We start from the raw sequence: 22330 nt of genomic DNA on the forward strand, positions 1-22330 counted from the left end.
ACCCGTCACGGCCGCGGGGCTCTTCCGTCCCCGCAACAACGACTGCAAAGCTTTTTTTAATGCTGAAAATTTTTTGGTCATTATGCCATTTCTGCTAATTTTTTTCGATAAGTTTTCATGCTTTTTTCAGTAATTTTCCTTTACACGGAAGACAAAAGATGTTAAACTTTAGTCAAGTACAGATCCTTGTGCTGTACCCAACGGAATTAATTATCCGTAAGGAGGAAAATAAGGACTATGGATTCAAGAAAAATGAAAACCATGGACGGCAACAACGCCGCAGCATATGTGTCATATGCGTTTACCGACGTCGCTGCCATCTACCCGATCACGCCTTCTTCCGTCATGGCGGATGAGACGGACAAGTACGCCGCAGCAGGCAAGAAAAACCTGTTCGGCAGGCAGGTCCAGATCACGGAGATGCAGTCCGAGGCCGGTGCATCCGGCGCAGTGCACGGATCCCTGGCGGCAGGCGCGCTGACCACGACCTACACCGCCTCCCAAGGTCTTCTGCTCATGATCCCAAACATGTACAAGATCGCCGGCGAATTCCTTCCGGCCGTCATGCATGTCTCGGCCCGTTCGCTCTCGACGCAGGCGCTGTGCATCTTCGGCGACCACTCGGACATTTACGCGTGCCGCCAGACGGGCTTTGCCATGATCTGCTCGAACAGCCCGCAGGAATGCATGGATCTGGGCGCCGTCGCGCATCTTTCCGCCATCAAGGGAAGCATGCCGGTCATGCACTTCTTCGACGGGTTCCGCACCTCCCACGAGATTCAGAAAATCCACATCTGGGACGACAAGGATCTCGGCGAACTGCTCGACTGGAACGCCGTTGAGAAATTCCGCAGGGATTCCATGAACCCGGAGCATCCGGTGACAAAGGGCACCAGCGAAAACGACGACCTGTTTTTCCAGGTCAATGAAGCCAGCAACAGCCACTACGACGCTTTCCCCGAAGTCGTCGTGGACTATATGAACAAAGTCAACGCGAAGATCGGCACCGATTACAAGCCGTTCAACTACTACGGCGCGCCGGACGCGACGGAAGTCATCATCGCGATGGGCAGCGTGTGCGAATGCGCGGAGGAAGTCGTCGACTACCTGAACGCGGCAGGTGAGAAAGTCGGCCTGGTCAAAGTCCATCTGTACCGTCCTTTCGTCGCGAAATATCTGCTCGACGTTCTGCCGAAGACGGTCAAGAAGATCAGCGTCCTCGACCGCACGAAAGAGCGCGGCTCCATCGGCGAACCGCTGTACCTCGATATCGTCGCCGCCTTCAAGGACACCGAATTCGCCACGACCCCGGTCTACACCGGCCGCTACGGCCTCGGCTCCAAGGACACCAATCCTGGCCAGATCGTCGCCGTTTACCGCAATATGCAGTCCGCTTCCCCGAGGAAGCGCTTCACGATCGGCATCACCGACGACGTGACCAACCTTTCGCTCGAGGTCAAGGAAAATCCGGACACCACCGCGAAGGGCACCCACTCCTGCAAATTCTGGGGCCTCGGCGCGGACGGCACCGTCGGCGCGAACAAGAACTCCATCAAAATTATCGGCGACCACACCGACATGTATGCACAGGGCTATTTCGCCTACGACTCCAAGAAATCCGGCGGCCTGACCATCTCCCACCTGCGTTTCGGAGCCAAGCCGATCAAGTCCACCTATTATGTCACCAAAGCGGATTTCGTCGCGTGCCACAAGCCTTCTTACGTCGAATCCTTCGACATGGTTCAGGACATCAAGCCCGGCGGAAGCTTCCTGCTCAACTGCGAATGGGAGTCCGTCGAGGAGCTTGACAAGCACCTGCCCGGCAAGATGAAGAAATATATCGCCGACAACAGCATCAACTTCTACACCATCAACGGCGTGAAGCTTGGCAAGGAGCTCGGCCTGGGCGCCCGCATCAACACGGTCCTGCAGTCCGCGTTTTTCGCGATCGCCGACATCATCCCGAAGGAACAGGCCATCCAGTATATGAAGGACGCCGCCACAAAGTCCTACAGCAAAAAGGGCGAAAAGGTTGTCGCGATGAACCACGCCGCCATTGAGCGCGGCGCGACCGATTTCGCGAAGGTCAACGTTCCGGCCTCCTGGAAAAACGCAGCCGACGATTCCGTTGTCCCGACCGCAACCGGCAGCGACAAAGAGCTCGTCAACTACGTCAACAAGGTCCTGATCCCGGCCAACCGCTACAAGGGCAACGAGATCCCGGTCTCCGACCTGATGCCGATGGCAAACGGCACCGTTCCGGCCGGTTCCGCCGCCTATGAGAAGCGCGGCATCGCGATCGACGTTCCGCAGTGGATTCCGGAAAACTGCATTCAGTGCAACACCTGCTCTTATGTCTGCCCGCACGCGGTCATCCGTCCGGTCGTCATGACCGAGGAAGAAGCCGCCAAAGCGCCGGCCGGCATGAAGTTCAAGGACATGACCCTGATGAAGGGCTACAAGTTCGGCATCACGATCTCCACTCTGGACTGCACGGGCTGCGGCTCCTGCGCGACGGTCTGCCCGGGCATGAGGGGCAACAAGGCGCTTGAGATGAAGCCGATGGACACCCAGCTGGACGGCCAGGAATATTACGACTTCGGCCTGAGCCTGCCGGAAAAGCCGGAAGTTGCCGCAAAGTTCAAGCCCACCAGCGTCAAGGGCAGCCAGTTCAAGAAACCGCTGCTTGAGTACTCCGGCGCCTGCGCGGGCTGCGGCGAGACTCCTTACGCGAAGCTGATCACACAGCTGTTCGGCGACAGGATGTACATCGCCAATGCGACCGGATGCTCCTCGATCTGGGGCGGCTCCGCTCCGGCGACCCCGTACACCAGGAACGCGAAAGGCTTCGGCCCCGCGTGGAACAATTCCCTGTTTGAGGACAACGCCGAGTTCGGCTACGGCATGGCTCTTGCCAACAAAGCCATCCGCGGCAGGCTCCAGGAATACGTCGACAAGATTGCCGCTTCCGCCGACGCCTCCGAAGCTCTGAAGAGCGCGTGCGCGGAGTGGAAGGCCACCTTCGGCAGCAGCCTTGAAAACCGCGAGCCGGCCGACAAGCTGATTGCGGAACTGGAAAAGGCCGCTTCCGGCAGCGGCGAGCTGGCCGGGCTTGCCAAGAAGACGCTGGAAGACAAGGACTATCTTGCGAAGAAGTCCATCTGGATCTTCGGCGGCGACGGCTGGGCCTATGACATCGGTTACGGCGGATTGGATCACGTCCTCGCTTCCGGCGAAGACGTCAACGTCTTCGTCTTCGATACCGAGGTGTACTCCAACACCGGTGGGCAGGCTTCCAAGTCCACCCCGATCGGTTCGGTGGCGCAGTTTGCCGCAACCGGCAAGTCCACGAAGAAGAAGGATCTGCCCGGCATGGCCATGACCTACGGCTACGTCTACGTCGCGCATGTCGCGATGGGCGCCGACTACAACCAGACGATCAAGGCCATTGCGGAAGCTGAAAGCTATCATGGTCCTTCCCTCATCATCGGCTACGCCCCCTGCATCAATCAGGGCATCAAAAAGGGCATGAGCAAATCCCAGATCGAGGAAAAGGAAGCCGTCGCTTCCGGTTACTGGAAGAACTTCCGCTACGATCCCCGCCTGGCTGAAGAGGGCAAGAATCCGTTCCAGCTCGACAGCAAGGCTCCGACGGCATCTTACCGCGACTTTATTATGGGCGAAGTACGCTACAACTCCCTGACCCGCGCCTTCCCGGAGCGCGCCGAGGAACTGTTCCAGAAAGCGGAAAAAGTAGCGAAAGAGGATTACGAGCATCTCGAGAAGCTCTCAAAGATGTAACTCCGGCTTACGGACAAAAGCGGCCCCCGTACAGGAATCCTGTACGGGGGCTTTTTCTTGTGCTTCTCGGTCCCGCCCGGGTCTCATCCCTGGCCGCCCGGCTGCGAAATTCCGTTCAGAGCCTGTCCCGCGCTGCCCTGCGAGTCCTGCGAAACGGAAATATCACCCAGCGCGACGATGCCGACCAGCTGGTTCTGCTCAACAACCGGCAGACGGCGGATCTGCTGTTCGCTCATGATCTTCGCGGCCTCCCGCACGTCCATTTCCGGATTCCCCAGCACCGGATTGGAACTCATCACTTCCGAAACTTTCCGGTCCGAGCCCTGCTTCCGCGCGGTGGCACGGAGAGTGATATCCCGGTCCGTCACAATGCCGACGACCTGCTTCTGCCGGCAGACGGGAATTGACCCCACATGGTACTGCTTCATCAGCTGCGCCGCCTGTTCGATGGTATCTTCGGAACCGACACAGGCGACATCCTTGGTCATAATATCCTTTACCTTCATATTGCTCCACCTCATCCGTAGCCTAACCGGAATTGGAACGATTATACAAAAGCATTGAAAGCCTATCTAATATTTTAAGACGCCCATATATTCTGAACTAAATAGATCAAAGACAATTTTTTGTCAAATAAGATATATATTTTAGTTTGCCGATCAGATTTCTTAAAAACTTTCCATTGATAATCATGGGAGAAGTCTGGATATCTTTGTGTATCTACTTTTAATGTTTTAAGGATTGTAATGATCTGCTCCTGAATCTCCGTATTTTTTTGTGAAGACATTCCTTTTAAAACCAATGCATCTTCCTGTGTATCTGTGCCTTTCAATGCGTAAATTTCATATGTTTCCCCATCGCCCGTTCCGCCGAATTCAGAAACGGAATATTGCTTTTTGAAATTGCTCGGTATGATTAAACCCCAAGTTTCCTGATACATTCTAGTATCTGCCGTAAAATACCCGTAAAGGAAAAATCCAAGTGGAATACCTAAAATGATCAAAAAAATGATGACGATCCCTCGGTTCGACTTTCGCATCACTCATTCCTCCGGATATTCCCTTTTTGTTTTGTATTAAGGTCCTCGCTATTGAAATCAGTCTATCATAGGACCTGTAAATTTTCCAAAATGATTTAAGAGCTTCTGCGGGCAAAAAGCAAAACAAGACTTCAGCGCCGGTGAAAATTTCCGGCGCTGAAAACCCGAAAGGAGTAACTTTAGAAACCCTATTGCTTTTCATATGTCTGGAACATCCGCGCGGTTATCTGTTCCGTGGTCTATCTTTCAAAGCAATCTACTAACCTTGCCGAAGCTCATATAGTTTAAATGTCGCAAATACAAAATATAAGCCTCCGGCTATTGCCAGAATCAATACTTTTAAAACGCCCCAATTTCCAGGAATTATATGCGACAATATAACCTGCAGGAAAACAAACCCTACATCACACAATACAATATAAGGTCTTTGCTTTCGCTGACTGTATTTCACATATTTGACAAGTTGAAGGACTCCAGAGACAACGGCAAAGCAAAGCCATAAATCATAAGTGGATTTTCCTCCTAATGCAATTCCGACGAAAGGAATTGGGAGTAAAAAATAAGTTATTCGTACAAATTCTTTTTGAGAGATCAATCCATTACCTCTTTCTTAATTTTACCACCTACCCTGAACGCCGTTGGGAAATCCGCCATCGAATTCTACACCAATATATACGCCTTCCCCATAGGTATGTGCCTGAATACAAAGATAACAAAAATTACTAATTGATGCAACACCTATTACGCCTAATACGGTTGTTATAGCAGTAGCGACAGGTCCCCCGGTCATAGTAGCAACCAAGTCCAAAGCCGCTATCATAGCTGTTGGTCCCGCAGAGGCTGCGGCAAGTAAAAGTGTATCAACATCGGACGCTGTGAAATAGATAACGGTTCCTTCAATAAAAACATTTGGCTGTATTTGAGAACCTGAATGATTATAATTTTTGTTAATCTCTTTTGAAGAGTCTATTATTTTATGCAGAAAAATCAGGTCAGAATTTGTAAAAGAGTATTTCTTTATTAGTTCTTCATCTGATAAACTTAACGCTAGGACATTATTTTCATCCAAACTAAATTCACTCAATATTTTACAATATTTTTGCAGAAATTGTTTTTCCGATTGACTCAAAGACTGGTTCAAATCAACAGTTAAACGCTTCTCAATAAGTTCTTGACTTTGAAAAGCATTTGTTCTCTCCGCCGCGAACGCGGGCACACAAACCGCCATGGACAGCGCGAAAACCAGAACCGGACTGACAGCCTTTTTCCAACTCCTTAACATTTTTGTTCCTCCCTTTTATTTTGGCCTATGGACGTACGAAAGAACTGCCGGGGGCAGGGGAACAAGTTCCTCTCTAAATCGTCCATCGGAGTCATCCTCTTCCTGAAACAAAAATTTATTTCGGATGCTGCGCAGCATGGAAATCAGTCTATCCTTGAACCTGTAATTTTTTCCTTCTACTTATATACCGTTTGAGAGCCCCGATTTGTTACACTTTTTTTAAAAAAAATTAAAAATTCTTTTGTAAAGGGGCTAAAGCAGGACAAAAAGGCCCGCTGCGGCTCAAAGCCGCAGCAGGCAAGTTCCTGAGACTCCATTATGCAAAAGCTCTAAAATTTTGCCGATCAGCCTAGATGCAGCCGGATCAGGCCTTTTCCCCTAATTATCCCAGCGGAAATAACAAATCCGGTTTTCCTTCGTATCGATGACCGCACCCGATATATGGCCGTATGCTTTATCCCAAAAGGACAGCGGCGCGACCGGCAGCTTTTTGTCGTTCTGGATTCGATAATAACCGCTTTCGGCGGACAGATATTGACGATAATAAGCCCTTGCGGCCTCGTCGGTGCTTCCGGCCAATTGTTCCAATAACCCGTCGACCAAATACGGCTTCATCGGAAGCCGTGACCAGTCCGCCATATTATTTTTACCGAGCGCCGTTTTCATTTCATCGGAGGACAGTTGAAACAGATCAAACAGATCGCCGTCCGTGAAACCGTAATCCTTCTTGCTGAACACAATCTCAGGCTTGCCCGGCACCTGAAACAGAAGATCATTCTGAAAATCGAGAATTCTCTGATCCGGCTTTGTCGAAAAATGATGCCATATGAGCAGTACGGAAGCCAGAAGCAGTACCCCTGTCAGCGACAAAACGATTTTTTTCCGCATGAAGAAACGCTCCTATCATACAAAGCGATCCGGACTTCCAGCGTGGGCAAGTTCCTGGAACTCAGAGACTGTCCGGACTCGAGAGCATCTGGTTCAAAGTATCCCATGACAAATTTGAATTTGTTTTAGAATAGGATTCCAAAAAATATACATAACCCAGATGCTTGAATTCCGCGCAGAAACAATACCGAAAAGCGTTTTCTTGGTAAGCACGATATTTCACCGTAATTCCGTTAATGACTTTGGCTGCCTTGCTTTTTCCTAAAAGACTTTCATATCCGGGATCTTTCTCTGAACCAACGATGGATGGGTCGTTGTCCCTGAAAAAGATAGTCAGATTAGCATAGTCGTCATCAACGTCAAACTGCTTCCCGCCGTAAAGCACTTGAGCGGACAACATACTCCACGTCTTCCTGTCATTGATATTTTTTCCCTTTTGATCTGCATATTCCAGAATAAATTCCGTATACGGCTTAGGGCTGTTCTGTTTCAACTCCAGCTTGTCAAGCAGCAAGTCTCCTCCAAACAGCTTTACAGCTTCGTCAATGGACGTGATGGTCGTATGCGTTTTATCCCAGTTTGGGTCCTGTCCATGGCCTTTATAGTTTCCAGTAAAAAGAGGGATGAGACATATTCCAACTACAGCCACGATTGCCATAAGCGCAATCGCATTTGGAATCATTTTTCTTATTTTAGACGGATCGCTCGTATTGGCTTTTTTGATTCTTCGTTGACTTTGCAACGACGATCCTCCCCTTTAAATTTTCATTAAATTCTTAATATATAAAATTATATGAGGACAAAGCTTTGACACCTTGCCCTCATTTCGGCCTTAATTAAATAAATAATTATGAAATGTTATATTGTGCATTGCTCCCAAAAATACTAGTACCATCTGGCAAAGAGCAGATATGAACTTCTGAACTACCATTCCAACCAAAATGACATATGAACGTATAATCTCCTGGATTTTCATCTTCATTATAGCCATATGCAACAACGGCATGATTTCCCGCGCCCTCCAAGTTACCAAAGAGAATTACTGGACGTTTATAATAATTCATTTCATTTATCATGCCACTAGTACCTACGTGCCAGCTTGCACTTTGTGGCAGACTGTTATTATAGCAAAAATCGTTGATTACCTTGGCAATATCCACAGCGTATGTTGATGCACCGTAACCATCATCCTTACCAACATCAATCAGGTCATTAGTTAATGTGGTGCTATTAACTGGTCTATCCCGAGAAGAAAGTTTAATCTTTCCGCGGCAATTATCCCAGTATTTTAAAATAAGGTTTGCAGCAACGTATCCGCAGTAGCCTCCACTAACATATCCGAATCCAGATTTGTGATTACGAAACCAAGTATAAGAATTAACCCAATGATTTTTTCCCGCGGATTGCAGTTGATTTGTTGGTGATTTAGAAGTCTTGCCATTCAAATAATCTGAAACTACTTTATTTGTCTGAGAGATCAGCGCTTTATTGATTTTTTGACAATCTTGAGCGGCTGCATCTGCATCCGAAATAATTGTTCCTAATATAGTATGTTTATAACTATTCCCGGATTTAACATAATAATATGTGGGTCCACCGTAATACAAATCAGCATTTAATCCTTCATATGGAGATTGAGATTGGACAGACGACTCAACAACAATGCCGGATTCCGGATGAATAATATAATAGCCAGCAGGACTACATTCAACTAGTTTATATTCATTTCCGGCAAAATCATGTAGAATCTTTGTATTGCTTACTGATATTTTTGCATTAGCTGCATCAATTTTTGTATCCACAAATGATTCTATCCGTTCTGTACCAGAGCTTTTTGCGTTATCAGATTCAGCCGCATAGGATGTTGCAGTAAGTGGTGAATCCGCGAAGGCGGGCACGCACACCATCATGGACAGCGCGAAAACCAGAACCGGACTGACAGCCTTTTTCCAACTCCTTAACATTTTTGTTCCTCCTTTTTATTTTCGGCCTATGGACGTACGAAAGAACTGCCGGGGGCAGGGGAACAAGTTCCCCTCTAAATCGTCCATCGGAGTCATCCTCTTCCTGAAACAAAAATTTATTTCGGATGCTGCGCAGCATGGAAATCAGTCTATCCTTGAACCTGTAATTTTTTTCCTCTACTGATATACCGTTTGAGACCCCCGATTTGTTACACCTTTTTTAGAAAAAAATAAAAATTCTTTTGTAAAGGGGCCGAAAACAGGACAAAAAGGCCCGCTGCGGCTCAAAGCCGCGGCAGACAAGTCCCTGGGAGCCATTTTGCAACAGCTATGATAAATCGCGTGTTCTGAGTGTAAAGACCGGGGCACAGGTCAGCCGAGCAAAGCGGTGAACAGGCGCAGCAGCGGACCCCACAGGCGAGGGTACTCCTCCCGGATCAGTTTCACTGCCTCCGGTGAGCGAAAGCCTCCCCGCCCGGCCTGTCGCAGAATGACGGTGCGCGCCCCCTCCGCCATATTCCCGACGGCGACGCGCCCTTTCGCGTACCCTCCCACGGCGATGTCCGAGGCAACCGCGCAGCCGCCGACGGCGTACTTTCCGACCGCGAGGCCGCCGATCGACAAAATCCCCGCGGCAAGCCCTCCCACAGCGACAGCGCCGGCGGCAATTCCGCCCACGGCAAGGAGCAGCCCCACGGAAAATCCTGCAAATGCAAGCAGGCCCAGCGCGACCCCGCCCAGGGAAATCAGCCCGGCCGCCACCCCGCCGACAGAAACCAAGCCGACGGCTACATTCCCGACCGCCACGATCCCTTTTGCCCGGTAGATTTTCCCCCTGCCCAGATTGACGTGCACCAGAGGAATCCCCAGCAGTTCCCGTTCGCTCCTGTATTCATAATGCCGGCAGGCGTACCGTTCGTTTCTTCCCTCGGCCGTTTGACCGGATCGGCGGCTTTCATCGCCCCGGACCAAATCGTCCAGGCTGACTTCGAAGAAATCGCCCAGCGCGATCAGCTTTTCCGTTTCCGGCACGGACTGTCCTGATTCCCATTTGGAAACCGCCTGTCTTGACACTCCCAGTTCCTGTGCAAGACTTTCCTGGGACATTCCCCTTTTCTTTCTCAGTTCCTGCAGTCTTTCGGGAAACCTCATTCCATCGCCTCCTTTTCCCATCATACCGCAAACGGACGCCGGTTTCCACCACGGCCGGCTTGAAGTTTGTCAACCCGCGGTTGCGCCGGGCTTTTTTGCCCTTACAGGGGGGCCGAATCGCCAAAAAAGCTCAACTATTCCCTTAACATAAATTTCTCTTTTTATTCATAAAAATATCAATTAGTTATCATACCTTTTTCACAGTCATCCGCGATAATAATACCAAACCACTCAGAAAGGATGATCGTCATGAGGAATCCATTCAGAAAAGACCGCGAAGACGATTCCAATCTCTCTTCCAATACGAATTACGGCGCCGATTATCGCAGTGACTGGAAGGATTCTTCCGAGCAGCCCAACCAAACCGTTTGGCAGGGCGACTGTTACCACTCCTATCGCTCTCCCGGGACACCCACCCCGCAGAACGGCTATCAGGAGGAGCCCTCTCCCACAGTAACCGTTATGGAGAAAGCCCCGAAAAAGCGAAAAAAACATATTTTGAGAAATGTGCTTGCCGGCCTGGCGGCGTGTCTGGTCGTTTCCGCCAGCTCCATTACAGGTTTCGCCTACCTCATCAATACCGGTACCATCAAAATGAATTCCGGCAGTTCTTCGCCGGCCTTTACCATCGTGAAGGACAGCGCCTCCAGCAAGGTCAGCACAACCAATACGGGCACGTCCGGGGCCCTGACGCTGGAGCAGGTCGCAAGCAAGGTCGTCCCATCGGTGGTCTGCATTCAGAATTACCAGGTAAATCAAAGCAACGCCTACGCCGCAGGCGGCTTTGGCTCCAGTGACAAGACCAGCGAGGTTTCGCCCGCGAGCGAAGGCAGCGGGATCATCGCGACCAGCGACGGCTATATCATTACCAACGCGCACGTGGTGGACAGCGCCTCTTCGCTGAAGGTGATCCTCTCCACCGGTAAAACCTATCAGGCAAAACTGGTCGGCAGCGACAGCGTCACGGATCTTGCGGTCATCAAGATTGACGCGACGGGCCTCACAGCTGCGGAATTCGGTTCCAGCGGCGACCTTCAGGTGGCGGACCAGGTTATGGCGGTCGGCAATCCGGGCGGCCTGGAATTCAACTCCACCGTCACCATCGGCTATGTATCTGCCCTGAACCGTGAAATCTCGAATACCGAAACCGGCTACACCATGAAATGCATCCAGACCGACGCGGCTATCAACCCCGGCAACTCCGGCGGCGCGCTGGTCAACATGAAGGGGCAGGTCGTCGGGATCAACTCCTCCAAAATCGTCGCCACCGGCTATGAGGGGCTCGGGTTCTCTCTTCCGATCAACGAGGCCCAGCCGATCATCAGCGACCTGAAGCAGTACGGCTATGTGAAGGACCGCGCGGTGCTCGGAATCTCCGGCCAGTTTATCGACAGCATGACCTCCCGCTTTTACGGCCTTCCGGAAGGCATGTACGTTTCCTCCATCTCCAGCTCGGCGGTCACCAGCGCGGGCATCCAGAAGGGCGACGTCATTACGAAGATCGACGGAACCGCCGTGACCAGCCTGAATGTGGTCACCTCTGAAATTGCCAAGAAGAAACCCGGCGAAACCGTAACCCTCAGCGTGACGAGAGCGCTGACCGGGCAGACCTTTACAGCCACCGTCAAGTTGGCGCAAGCCACCGGCTCCTGAGTCCTCCCGGTCCGGCAGGCCGGTCACCCCCCGATATATTTTTGCCGAAAAGACGCGCCCTGACCGGCTGAAAAGCCGTTTCAGGGCGCGTTTCCCGTTTCCGTACATCCTCTGGGCAAACATCCTTCCAGTTAATCCTTGGGATGTGCCCCGGAATATTGAAAGTCCATTCTCACGGGGGCCGGAATTTCTCCGCTCAGCCCGAATTTCGGCTTCAGCCGTCCGAACGCGGCCGGCAGCATTTCCAGAATCTCGCCGGGATCGTCAGGAAGAATCAAAATCGCCCTGTCGGCGCTTTCCACCAGGTACCCCGTCGATTCACGGCCGGGCAGACGCAGCACCCCTGCCGGCTCCCCGTCTTCGCCGGTCGGAACGCGGAGCGTGCGGAACAATGGTGCGGAGCAGGCCGGGCGCCCTCCCGCGGCCTCGCTGACAGTGAAAACCACCGCGTTTTTTTTCAGCAGTTCCGCCATGCCCGGGTTCAGCCGGTTTTCCAGCGTGCAGACCCGAACCTCCGCAAGGGCCAGAGAAAACCAGCCGGCGGCCCGGCGGATGGTCTTTTCACAGACGGATGTCCGCCTGGAACAGTAAAACAAAAGGCCAGCGTCCATTTTCATTTCCTCCCGGGTCGTTTCAGCCGGCCTTATGCTCGTTGGAATAAGCCGGCTTTTCCTCGCCTCCCAGTCCACACAGGCTGCGGCGGAGCATGTCCAGCGCGTTGGATGCCGCCAGACTGCGCAGGTAATCGCGCCCGCGGTAACGGCCGGCGGGCTTCATTGCGCGGATCTTGACGCCGTCCGCGCCGCAGAGGGCCAGATAGACCAGGCCGACCGGCTTTTCCTCCGTGCCGCCGCCCGGTCCGGCGATCCCCGTGATGCCGATCCCATAGTCCGCGCCGGAGCGCTCCCGCACGCCGCGCGCCATCGCTTCCGCCGTCTGCGGGCTGACCGCGCCGTATTGCCGCAGGGTTTCCTCCGGCACGCCGAGAAGCATCGTCTTACTTTCGTTCGCGTAGGTGACGCATCCCATGTGAAACACGTCGGAGGCACCCGGAATGTCGGTGATCCGCTTCGCCAACAGCCCCCCCGTGCAGGATTCCGCCGCCGCGACCGTCTTTCCCTGCGCCGCGAGCTCCCGGACGACCGCCTCCTCCAGGCTTTCCACGTCCACGCCGTAAACGAACGCGCCGAGGCGATTTTTCAGTTCCTCCACCACCGGCGCGCACATTGTTTCGGCGGTCCCTTCGTCCGCAGCCCGCGCGGTGACGCGCACGAACATTTCGCCCTCTTTTGCGTAAGTGGCCGCCGTCGGGTTCGGGCGGGCACACAGGTCGTCGATCTGCTCCGCCACATATCCCTCGCCCAGTCCGAATACATGGACCATATGCGACACGATCGCGGCGTTTTCCCCTTGCGCCAGGTAGGGCATCGCGCAGTTTTTCAGCATGGGGATCAGTTCGAACGGCGGGCCGGGGAGCATGGCGACCCGTTTTCCCCCATCTGTTTCAAAACCGCAGCCCGGCGCGGTGCCGCAGTCGTTTGGGAATACGGTGCAGCCCTCCGGCAGCATCGCCTGCTTTTTCTGCGTCTCCCCCAGCACGCGCCCCCTGAAATACTGCTCGATACGCCGGAGGCTCTCTTCGTGCATCACGAGTTTCTTTCCCGCGGCCGCAGCGACGGTTTCCTTCGTCAGATCGTCCCCCGTCGGGCCGAGCCCTCCGGTGGTAATCAGGACATCGCTGCGCGACAGCGCAAGCTCCACGGCGGCTTTCAGGCGTTCCGGATTGTCCCCGACCGTGCAGGAGTACAGCAGGTTGATCCCCGCCGCGGACAGTTCCCGCGCGACGTAGGAGGTATCGGTGTTGACCGTGTGGCCGAGCAGAAGCTCGGTTCCCACGGAAATGATTTCAGCATTCATGGATTTGTTTCTCCTTTTATTCCACTGGCAGAATCAGCGCCTTCCTGGCATGAGCGACGCACTCTTCGATCAGCGCGCCGCAGTCCAGCGCCTCCTCCGCCCGCTCGACAAATTTCAGCGCGGGCTTTGTTCTGGGATGCTTCGGCGTAAATACCGTGCAGCAATCCTCATACGGCAGAATCGACAGCTCGTAGGTGTCGATTCTGTTTGCAGTCTCGACGATTTCCCGCTTGTCCATGCCGATCAGAGGACGGAACACCGGCATGTGCGCCGCGGCGTCGGTGCAGACGATCGCCTCAAGCGTCTGGCTGGCGACCTGCCCCAGGCTCTCCCCGGTGATCAGCGCGCCGCAGCCCTCGTCCCGCGCGATCCTTTCGGCGCAGCGCATCATCAGGCGGCGCATCAGGACGGTGAACAGCTCCTCCGGGCAGTTCGCCATGATCTGCTCCTGCACCTTCGCGAACGGCACGGTAAACATCGTGATCCGCCCCGCCCAGGCCCCGACCTTAGCGAGCAGGTCCTTCACCTTCTGCTCCGCGCGCTCGCTGGTGTAGGGCGGGCTGGCAAAATGCACGGCGGTCAGTTCCACGCCGCGCCGCGCCATCATCCAGGCGGCGACGGGACTGTCGATCCCCCCGCTGATCAGGACCGCGGCCCTGCCGCCCGTCCCGACGGGGATCCCCCCCGCGCCCCGCTCCGCGTTCCCGTGAACATAGGCGGCGGTATCCCGGACCTCGATCCGGACCGTGTAATCCGGGCGGTTCACGTCCACTTTCAGATGCGGGAACTGAGACAGGAGGTATTCTCCGGCCACATTGCAGATCTGAGGCGAATTGAGCGGAAACTTCTTGTCGGAGCGCTTGCTTTCCACCTTGAAGGTGCGCGCGCCGAAGAGCGGCCCCCGCAGATAGTCCGCGGCGGCGCGCAGGATCGCGTCCATGTCCTTCTCCACCTCGCACGCGCGGGACAGCGCGGCGACGCCGAACACCTTTGAGAGCCGCTCCTGCGCGGCGAACAGATCGGCGCCGTCATGGAGCGGCGAGACATAAATCGTGGACTGGCGCTCCCGCACGTCGAACGCGCCGAGGCCGTCGAGCCGGCGGCGGATGTTGCGGAGCAGCGTTTCCTCAAAACTGTGGCGGTTCAGTCCCTTCAGGACCACTTCCCCAAGCTTTAACAGGATGATTTCTTTCATACGCGTTCACGCGTCAGAGCGGGCGGCGGGTCAGGACCGAAAGGCCCTCCCTCAGCACACCGGCAAAGACGTCGATTTCCTCCTTTGTGTTATAGCGGGAAAAGCTAAGCCGCAGCGCGGAAGCGATGCGTTCCCTCGGCAGGCCCATGGCGGAAAGCACATGGCTCGCCCGCCCCTTGGCGCAGGCGGAGCCGGAAGACACGAAAATTCCATGGTCGGACAGAAAATGCAGCATGGTTTCCGCACGCACGCCCAAAGCCGACAGATTCAGGATATAGGGCAGCGCGTCGGGCGCGGAATTGAACTCGATTCCCCCGATTTTTTGGAGCTCCCCCCGGCAGTAGGAATTCAGTTCCTTCATTGCGCGCAGCTCGGCCTGAACGTCCGGCAGGGCGCCGGCCGCCGCGCCGAATCCGGCGATCAGCGGCATGGCCTCCGTGCCGGGACGGACGTCTTTCTCCTGTCCGCCTCCGAAAACGCGCGGCTCCAGGTGGACGCCGCGGCGGACATACAGGGCCCCGACTCCCTTCGGGCCGTGAATTTTATGGGCGCTCACGCTGAGGAGGTCGATCCCCGCCCTGCGGGGGTTCAGCGGGAGCTTGCCGAACGCCTGCACCGCGTCGGCGTGAACCAGCGCGGGCGCGCCCGCGCTGCGGACGGCCTGCGCCGCCGCTTCCACGGGCAGAATGCTGCCCACCTCGTTGTTTACGCACATCAGGCTGACGAGAACCGTCTTTTCGTCCACCGCGCCGCGGATCTGCTCCGCCGTGATGCGGCCGAAGGGGTCGGGCTTCAGATAAGTGACCTCGTATCCCTCCTGCTCCAGCCGCCTCATCACGTTCAGAACGGAGGGATGCTCGATCTGTGTCGTGACGATATGGTTCCCTCTTCTGCGGAGCGCATGCGCCGCGCCGAACAGCGCCAGGTTATTGCTCTCCGTCCCTCCGGATGTGAAATATATTTCCTCTTTTTCCGCGCCGAGCCGGGCCGCGACCGCCGTCCGGGCCTCGTCCATCGCGCGCTCGGCCCGAAAGCCTAGCGAGTGCAGGGACGACGGATTGCCGTAGTTTTCCGTCATGGTCTCCATCACCTTTTCGGCAGACGCGCGGCAGACGCGGGTTGTGGAGGAATTGTCGAAATAAAGTTCGCTCAAGTACAGGAACCTCCATCCAGTTATTTCTCAATTATTATACACCCTGTCCTCCTTCCGGGCAATGGTTTCCTGACCCTCTGCTCAGGGCCGGTCTTCGCCTTATAACGTAATCCTCCATAATTTTTCAAGAAAAATTGATTAAAAATTGATTTTTTATTGACAAAATAGCGATTCACGTTTATCATAGTAAAAAAATGACGGAGTAATCCGGCGGTGTTACGAAGAAGGAGAAAAAAGGTGCGCAACAGGATTGCACACAAAATGGCGCTCCTCCGTCCCGCGGGATTTTCCGGATATGGTTACGGCACGTTGGTTTCCCTCTCAGGATATGATCTTTATTTTCTTTATATTTTTGCCATAAATAATACCGCAGTCCGGGTCAATTGTGCAGCTCTAAGCGGATCTCGCCGTGTCCGCCGGGGGCGCTTGCGCCCGGAGTGTGGTTTTTTTATGCCGAAGGGGAAAAAAGTGCCTCGATTTCCGTTTATGTTATGCGCTCCCGGATTTCAGGGATCGGAAAAAGAGCAAATCCGCGGAGATTTTCAAAACGGAGGAATGTTCCGTCATTTTTCGTACAAGATTTGAATACAATCCGTTTGATAAGGAGACAGTTATGAACAAGAATTTTATCCGGAAGATTGTATCCGCCGTAGCGGCGGCAGCCATCCTGCTGCCGCTTGCGGCCTGCGGATCGGGCGGCGGAGAATCCTCTTCGTCCTCCTCCGCGCAGTCCTCTCAGCCTTCCGGCGGCGAATTTGTCTTCGGCATGCAGACTCAGCCCGACCATCTGGATCCGTTCCTTGCCACAACGGCCGACACGCGCAGCATCCTGTTCAATCTTTTCGAGGGACTCGTCAAACCGGACAAGGACGGAAATCTGATTCCGGCCGTGGCGGAAAGCTGCACCATGTCCGACGACGCGCTGAGCTATACCTTCAAGATCCGCAAGGGCATCAAATTCCATAACGGAAAAGACGTTACCGCCGAGGACGTAAAATACTCGCTCGACACCGCCGCGGGGCTTTCCGGCGGCAAAGCGCTGGTCGCGGACCTCACGAACATGAAGTCGGTTGAAATAAACGACGCGTCGACCGTAACCCTTCACCTGAAACAGGCGGACTACGAATTCCTGCCCTACCTGACCTGCGCGATCATCCCGAAGGACTACAAGGAGCAGGACACCCATCCCATCGGCACCGGGCCGTTTGAATTCGAGTCCTATACGCCCCAGCAGTCGCTGGTGCTGAAAAAAAATCCCGATTACTGGCAGAAAGACCTGCCGAAGCTGGACAAAGTTACTTTTAAACTGGAAACCGACTCCAACGCCCTCCTGATGGATCTGCAGGGCGGCAGCGTCGACGGCGCCAGCATTGCCAACAACGTCGCTTCCCAAGTCGGCAAAGGGTTTCAGTTGATCCAGTCGAACTCCAATTCGGTCCAGCTTCTCGGCCTGAACAACGCCAAAAAGCCGTTCGACAACGTTAAAGTGCGGCAGGCCGTCAGCTACGCCATCAGCCCGGATGAGATCATCAGCACCGTGAACGACGGCAAGGCGGTCCGCGCGGGCACGCCGGTCATCCCCGGCCTGAAGAAGTATTTCGACTCCGGCCTGACGCACGCCTACGATCAGAACACGGAGAAGGCGAAACAGCTCCTCTCCGAGGCGGGCTACGCGAACGGCTTTGCCATGACCATCACGGTTCCGTCGAACTATACCGTCCACGTGGACACCGCGCAGGTGATCGTCAGCGAACTGAAAAAAGCCGGCATCACGGCCCAGATCAAGCAGGTGGATTTCGCCACCTGGCTCAGCGAGACTTACACCCAGCGCAATTACGAGGCGACCATCATCTCGGTGGACGGCACGACGCTCTCGCCCCGCAGTTACCTCGGCCGTTATGTTTCCGGCGCCTCCAACAATTTCGTGAACTATAAGAGCGGCGAATTCGATTCCGTTTACAAGCAGGCGGAGAACGAGCCGAGCGAGGACAAGCGCGTGCAGCTGTACAAGCAGGCGCAGGAGATTCTTTCAAAGGACGCGGCGAGCGTCTATATTCAGGACATTGCGAACCTGAACGTGCTGAAGGACGGTCTTTCCGGCTTTACGCCCTACCCGCTGTACGTGTTCGACGCCTCCGTGATCCAACGCACGAAGTAAGAGCTTTTTACAGGAAGACAGGTACCGCAATGAAGTTTTACCTGAAAAAACTGCTGACGCTGCTTTTGACGATGGTTCTGGTTTCCCTGATGGCTTTCGCCGCGTTCAACCTGATCCCGGGCGACCCGGCGCAGCTGATTCTCGGTACCCAGGCGACCCCCGCGGCTCTGGCCGAACTGCACCAGAAGCTGGGGCTTGACAAAAGCATGCCTGAGCGCTACGCCGGGTGGCTCTGGAGCCTTCTGCACGGCGATATGGGCACCTCGCTCCAGTACTCCCGGCCGGTTGCGGAGCTGATCGGGAGCCGGCTTCCGGTCACGGCGGCTCTCGCGCTGCTGGCGCTTCTGATGATCTTCACGGTTTCCGTTCCGGTCGGCGTGCTTACGGCGCAGAAGCGAGGCACGCCGCTGGGGCGCCTCCTGGATTCCGTCACCATGCTGAACATCTCCATGCCGGGCTTTTTCCTCGGCATCCTGTTCATTTGGGTTTTCGGGCTTGTCCTCCGTTTCTTTTCTCCGGGGGGCTACGTTTCCTGGGAAGACGATCCCGCCGGATTCCTGCGCTACATGATTTTCCCCTCGCTGGCCGTCGCCCTGCCGAACATCGCGGTCTCTTCCAAGTTCCTGCGCTCCGCGCTGGTCGAGGAATCGCACGCCGACTATGTCCGCACCGCGGTCAGCAAGGGGCTTTCCAGACATATCATTTTATACCGGCACATGCTGAAAAATGCGCTGATCCCGTTTTTGACCCTTTCCGGCATGATGGTCGCCGAGATTTTTTCCGGAAGCATTCTGATTGAGCAGGTCTTCGGCATCCCCGGCGTGGGGCGGCTGCTGATTTCATCCATTCTGTCGCGCGATTTTCCGCTTCTGGAGTCGCTCGTCGTTTACATCGCGTTTCTTGTCGTGCTGGCGAATTTCGCGGCGGATCTGCTGCTGCAGGCCGCCGATCCGCGCATCCGGGTGAAGCCATGAGCCGCGGCCGCAGGTTGTCATTCCGAGTCGGGACAGTTCTGATCGGCCTTGTCTGCGCCGCTGCCCTGATCAGCTTTTTCTACACTCCGTACGACCCCTACGCCATCAACACAGCGCCGCACTTTCTTCCCCCTTCCCCTCAGCACTGGTTTGGAACCGACAACTTCGGCAGGGACAATTTTTCCCGCGCCGTCACGGGCGCGCGGTATTCCCTGTTCGTCGCCGCCGTCACGGTGGCTCTCAGCGGCCTTTGCGGCGTTGTTCTCGGGCTGCTCTCCGGCTATGCGGGCGGGCTGACGAACGAGGTGATTCTGCGGCTGACGGACGCGCTCTCTTCCTTTCCGGCCGTGCTGACGGCGCTGGTGGCCGTCACCGTGTTCAGCGGCGGCAAATTCGCCATCATCCCCGCGCTGGCCATCGCGTTCCTTCCCAGCTTTATCCGGCTGACGCGCAGCGGGACAATGCGCCTGAAAAATCTGGATTTCGTCCAGGCCGCCTATGTCTCCGGCGCCTCCCGGGCAAGGATCATGTTCCGGCATCTGCTGCCGAATCTGCTGCCCACGCTGATCCCGGCGGTGGTCATCGGACTTTCCAACGCGATTCTGGCGGAATCGGGCATGAGCTACCTCGGCCTGGGCATCCAGCCGCCGGTCCCAAGCTGGGGGCGGATGCTCTTCGAGGGGCAGACCTATCTGTTCAACGCCCCGTGGGAAACCCTTTCCGCCGGGCTGATGATGATCGTCACGGTGCTCGGGTTCCACTCTCTGGGAGAAAGCCTTGAGAAGAAATGACCTCCGGCCCGGAGTAAGCCTACGGCGGCCATTGTCGCGGTAAAGCCAATGATCGGTACGAAATGCCGGCGTTCCCGGAAGGATCGGGAACGCCGGCGCTTTTATCGGCAGAGCCGAAAGTGAAAGGAGCGAGAGAAATGATCGAAACCAAACGTCTGCTGTTAAAACCCGCAAGCCCGCTTCTCGTTCAGGAAGTTCTGGACTATTATCTCCGGAACCGGGATTTCCTCCGCCCGTTCGAACCGGAGCGCGCGCCGGAATTCTATACGCCTGAGCACCAGACTGACAGTCTGCGGCAACAAGGGGAAGCGGCGCAAAAGGGAGAATCGTTCTGTTATTACCTTTCTCTGCGGGAGCAGCCGGAACAAGTCCTCGGCAGCATCGCGCTGAATAACATCGTCAGGGGCTGCTTCCAGTCGTGTTTTCTCGGATACCGCCTGGATGAGAAAAATCAGCGCAAAGGCTATATGACGGAAGCCGTCGCCGCCGTGACCGATTACGCGTTCCGGGAACTGGGCCTGCACCGGATCGAGGGCAACGTCATGCCGCGCAATCAGGCTTCACTGCGCGTTCTGGAAAAAGCGGGATACCGGGAGGAAGGGCTGGCCTCTCTTATGAAACTGCCGTCATGCGGAGAGCTGATTTTTTACTCTCAGAGCGGGTTCCGTTCGGATTTGTGGTCGGCGGCCGCTAGATACCCGTCGGTAAAACCTGTCTGTGATTTATTTATGACTGGCGTGCTTTCCGGCACGCTAATTATTTTATTCATTTTTGTAGCATTTTCCGCACTTCATGGGTGTTTGTAGTAAAGGGGGGTGGATATTGAAGCCAGAGCCATTACGTCCGGATGATTGCGCAGAAAAAGTCATCAGGTTTTACGCCGATATGGTGTACCGCCTCGCTTATGCCCGGACAGGAACAAAATGCGATGCCGATGAAATATTTCAGGAAGTATTTTTGCGGTATATCAAAAAGCAGCCCGTATTTAATAATGAGGAACATCGCAAAGCATGGATGATCAGGGTCACAATCAACTGCTCCAATAAGTTATGGAATTCCGTATGGAAAAGGAAAGCCGAACCCCTGACGGACACAATGCCCTTCGAGACAAAACAGGATATGGATCTTTCCGACGAATTACAGCAACTGCCCCAAAAATACCGCGAGGTGATTCATTTGTTTTACTACGAGAATATGTCGCTTGAGGAGATCAGCCGCGCATTGAACCGGAAAAATTCCACGGTCAGGACACAGCTCACCCGAGCAAGAGCATTGCTCAGAAATATTCTGAAGGAGGATGATGATGTTCAGCGAGGAATATAGGCATATGATCGATCAGGTCCATCCAAACGACGAATTATTGTGCCATATTTTAGAATCAGCACACAGCGGCAAAGAAAAGAAGAGCAAAACGTCCGCCTCCTTTCGCAAGCCGGTAATCGCCGTCATAGCAGTTTGCATTTGTATGTCTCTTTCCGTTCCTGTACTCGCGGAAAAGGTGGAACCCGTCTATCAGCTGATGTATACCGTTTCCCCGGAGCTGGCCCAATTTTTTATGCCGGTACAAAAATCCGATGAAGACAACGGCATCAAAATGGAAGTTGCCTCAGCCTGTATTCGCGGCAACGCAGCCGATATTTATATCACGATGCAGGATTTAACCGGAGATCGCATCGACGGCACAACCGATTTGAACGACAGCTACTCCATCAACCGCCCGTTCAGCAGTTTGGCTTCCTGTCAGCGTGTCGGTTACGATCAAAAAACAAAAACCGCGACATTTTTGATTTCGATCACGGAATGGGGAAACCAAAAGATCGCGGGTGATAAAATCACTTTCTCCGTGGGAGAATTTATCAGCGGTAAAAAAGACTACGAGGACATTAGGGTCCCGGTCGATCTTTCGTCGGCCGCGACGGCAAAAAATATAAAAAAAGTAGATTCAACGGGAGGCAGCGGGAAGGACTATGAAAAATATATAGTGGAAGGCAAGACAACTGCGCTTACCCCCTCGCGGGCAATGGACGGATTCCCCGTCGAGGGAATCGAATTGACCGGCATCGGGTATATCGGCGGGAAACTCCATATCCAAACGGCGGTTTACGACAATTTGGACAAGGATAACCACGGCTATTTTTATTTAAAGGACGCGGACGGCAGCATCGTCGATCTTGACTACGCTTTCAGTTTCTTAAATCAATTTCAACAGCCGGGAAGAATCGACTATGACGAATGTGTCTTTGATGTTCCACAGAAAAAGATTGGAAATTACATTCTGTATGGAAGTTTTGTTACTTCGAGCATGCACACAGAAGGAAATTGGCGGGTAACATTTCCTTTGAAGCAAGCCGAAGCATCATAGC

General features: G+C 54.3%; 21 protein-coding genes. 9 read left to right on the top strand and 12 right to left on the bottom strand.

Annotated features, from left to right (window positions below; genetic code table 11):
- Nucleotides 1–237: 237 nt before the first annotated feature.
- Nucleotides 238–3801 carry a pyruvate:ferredoxin (flavodoxin) oxidoreductase gene (gene nifJ, locus EQM14_RS15555; protein WP_128744075.1) on the top strand — a complete coding sequence of 1188 codons (3564 nt, stop codon included), beginning with the start codon at nucleotides 238–240 and terminating at the stop codon, nucleotides 3799–3801.
- Nucleotides 3802–3884: 83 nt separating this feature from the next.
- Here the strand turns inward: nifJ and EQM14_RS15560 are convergent, their stop codons facing one another.
- The 8 genes from EQM14_RS15560 to EQM14_RS15595 form a co-directional block, all read right to left on the bottom strand.
- Nucleotides 3885–4307 carry a CBS domain-containing protein gene (locus EQM14_RS15560; RefSeq protein WP_128744076.1) on the bottom strand — a complete coding sequence of 141 codons (423 nt, stop codon included), beginning with the start codon at nucleotides 4305–4307 and terminating at the stop codon, nucleotides 3885–3887.
- Between the two features lie 74 nt (nucleotides 4308–4381).
- Nucleotides 4382–4840 carry a hypothetical protein gene (locus tag EQM14_RS15565; RefSeq protein WP_128744077.1) on the bottom strand — a complete coding sequence of 153 codons (459 nt, stop codon included), beginning with the start codon at nucleotides 4838–4840 and terminating at the stop codon, nucleotides 4382–4384.
- A gap of 259 nt (nucleotides 4841–5099) precedes the next feature.
- A complete protein-coding gene (locus tag EQM14_RS15570) occupies nucleotides 5100–5435 on the bottom strand; it encodes a hypothetical protein (RefSeq protein ID WP_128744078.1) in 336 nt (111 codons plus the stop codon).
- A gap of 21 nt (nucleotides 5436–5456) precedes the next feature.
- Complete coding sequence (locus EQM14_RS15575; protein ID WP_128744079.1) at nucleotides 5457–6122, bottom strand: hypothetical protein; 666 nt, start codon at nucleotides 6120–6122, stop codon at nucleotides 5457–5459.
- 378 nt (nucleotides 6123–6500) lie between these two features.
- The gene (locus tag EQM14_RS15580; RefSeq protein ID WP_128744080.1) at nucleotides 6501–7010 is read right to left on the bottom strand and encodes a hypothetical protein; all 510 of its coding nucleotides are present in this window, start codon (nucleotides 7008–7010) and stop codon (nucleotides 6501–6503) included.
- 61 nt (nucleotides 7011–7071) lie between these two features.
- Entirely contained in the window at nucleotides 7072–7752 is a 681-nt protein-coding gene (locus EQM14_RS15585; protein WP_128744081.1) for a hypothetical protein, read from the bottom strand.
- Between the two features lie 106 nt (nucleotides 7753–7858).
- Nucleotides 7859–8974 (bottom strand): C10 family peptidase, encoded by a 1116-nt coding sequence (locus EQM14_RS15590; protein WP_128744082.1) that lies wholly within the window; start codon nucleotides 8972–8974, stop codon nucleotides 7859–7861.
- Nucleotides 8975–9346: 372 nt separating this feature from the next.
- Entirely contained in the window at nucleotides 9347–10126 is a 780-nt protein-coding gene (locus EQM14_RS15595; RefSeq protein ID WP_128744083.1) for a helix-turn-helix domain-containing protein, read from the bottom strand.
- Between the two features lie 249 nt (nucleotides 10127–10375).
- Between EQM14_RS15595 and EQM14_RS15600 the strand changes: the two genes are divergently transcribed.
- Nucleotides 10376–11779 (top strand): S1C family serine protease, encoded by a 1404-nt coding sequence (locus tag EQM14_RS15600; protein ID WP_243112557.1) that lies wholly within the window; start codon nucleotides 10376–10378, stop codon nucleotides 11777–11779.
- Nucleotides 11780–11910: 131 nt separating this feature from the next.
- Here EQM14_RS15600 and EQM14_RS15605 read toward each other — a convergent pair whose 3' ends face one another.
- Genes EQM14_RS15605 through EQM14_RS15620 form a run of 4 tightly spaced genes read right to left on the bottom strand, consistent with a single transcriptional unit; the run spans nucleotide 11911 to nucleotide 16044 of the window.
- Entirely contained in the window at nucleotides 11911–12390 is a 480-nt protein-coding gene (locus tag EQM14_RS15605) for a hypothetical protein (protein ID WP_128744084.1), read from the bottom strand.
- 22 nt (nucleotides 12391–12412) lie between these two features.
- Nucleotides 12413–13696 carry a competence/damage-inducible protein A gene (locus EQM14_RS15610; protein WP_128744085.1) on the bottom strand — a complete coding sequence of 428 codons (1284 nt, stop codon included), beginning with the start codon at nucleotides 13694–13696 and terminating at the stop codon, nucleotides 12413–12415.
- Between the two features lie 16 nt (nucleotides 13697–13712).
- Complete coding sequence (gene thiI, locus EQM14_RS15615; RefSeq protein WP_128744086.1) at nucleotides 13713–14891, bottom strand: tRNA uracil 4-sulfurtransferase ThiI; 1179 nt, start codon at nucleotides 14889–14891, stop codon at nucleotides 13713–13715.
- A gap of 13 nt (nucleotides 14892–14904) precedes the next feature.
- Nucleotides 14905–16044 carry a cysteine desulfurase family protein gene (locus tag EQM14_RS15620; protein ID WP_128744087.1) on the bottom strand — a complete coding sequence of 380 codons (1140 nt, stop codon included), beginning with the start codon at nucleotides 16042–16044 and terminating at the stop codon, nucleotides 14905–14907.
- Nucleotides 16045–16281: 237 nt separating this feature from the next.
- Between EQM14_RS15620 and EQM14_RS15625 the strand changes: the two genes are divergently transcribed.
- The 7 genes from EQM14_RS15625 (at nucleotide 16282) to EQM14_RS15655 (ending at nucleotide 22329) form a co-directional block, all read left to right on the top strand.
- The gene (locus tag EQM14_RS15625) at nucleotides 16282–16629 is read left to right on the top strand and encodes a hypothetical protein (RefSeq protein ID WP_128744088.1); all 348 of its coding nucleotides are present in this window, start codon (nucleotides 16282–16284) and stop codon (nucleotides 16627–16629) included.
- A gap of 28 nt (nucleotides 16630–16657) precedes the next feature.
- On the top strand, nucleotides 16658–18202 hold the full coding sequence (locus EQM14_RS15630; protein WP_128744089.1) for an ABC transporter substrate-binding protein: 1545 nt from the start codon (nucleotides 16658–16660) through the stop codon (nucleotides 18200–18202).
- Between the two features lie 29 nt (nucleotides 18203–18231).
- Nucleotides 18232–19176 carry an ABC transporter permease gene (locus EQM14_RS15635; RefSeq protein ID WP_128744090.1) on the top strand — a complete coding sequence of 315 codons (945 nt, stop codon included), beginning with the start codon at nucleotides 18232–18234 and terminating at the stop codon, nucleotides 19174–19176.
- Nucleotides 19177–19190: 14 nt separating this feature from the next.
- Nucleotides 19191–19967, top strand: a complete 777-nt coding sequence (locus EQM14_RS15640; RefSeq protein ID WP_243112558.1) for an ABC transporter permease — start codon at nucleotides 19191–19193, stop codon at nucleotides 19965–19967.
- A 137-nt stretch (nucleotides 19968–20104) separates the two neighbouring features.
- Nucleotides 20105–20773 (top strand): GNAT family N-acetyltransferase, encoded by a 669-nt coding sequence (locus EQM14_RS15645; RefSeq protein WP_164919115.1) that lies wholly within the window; start codon nucleotides 20105–20107, stop codon nucleotides 20771–20773.
- A 16-nt stretch (nucleotides 20774–20789) separates the two neighbouring features.
- Complete coding sequence (locus EQM14_RS15650) at nucleotides 20790–21290, top strand: RNA polymerase sigma factor (RefSeq protein ID WP_128744093.1); 501 nt, start codon at nucleotides 20790–20792, stop codon at nucleotides 21288–21290.
- Nucleotides 21265–22329, top strand: coding sequence for a DUF4179 domain-containing protein (locus EQM14_RS15655; protein WP_243112559.1), 1065 nt, complete (start codon nucleotides 21265–21267; stop codon nucleotides 22327–22329). The genes EQM14_RS15650 and EQM14_RS15655 overlap by 26 nt, the downstream gene beginning before the upstream one ends.
- Nucleotide 22330 lies beyond the last annotated feature (1 nt).

This window comes from Caproiciproducens sp. NJN-50 (assembly GCF_004103755.1).
Lineage (GTDB): Bacteria > Bacillota > Clostridia > Oscillospirales > Acutalibacteraceae > Caproicibacter.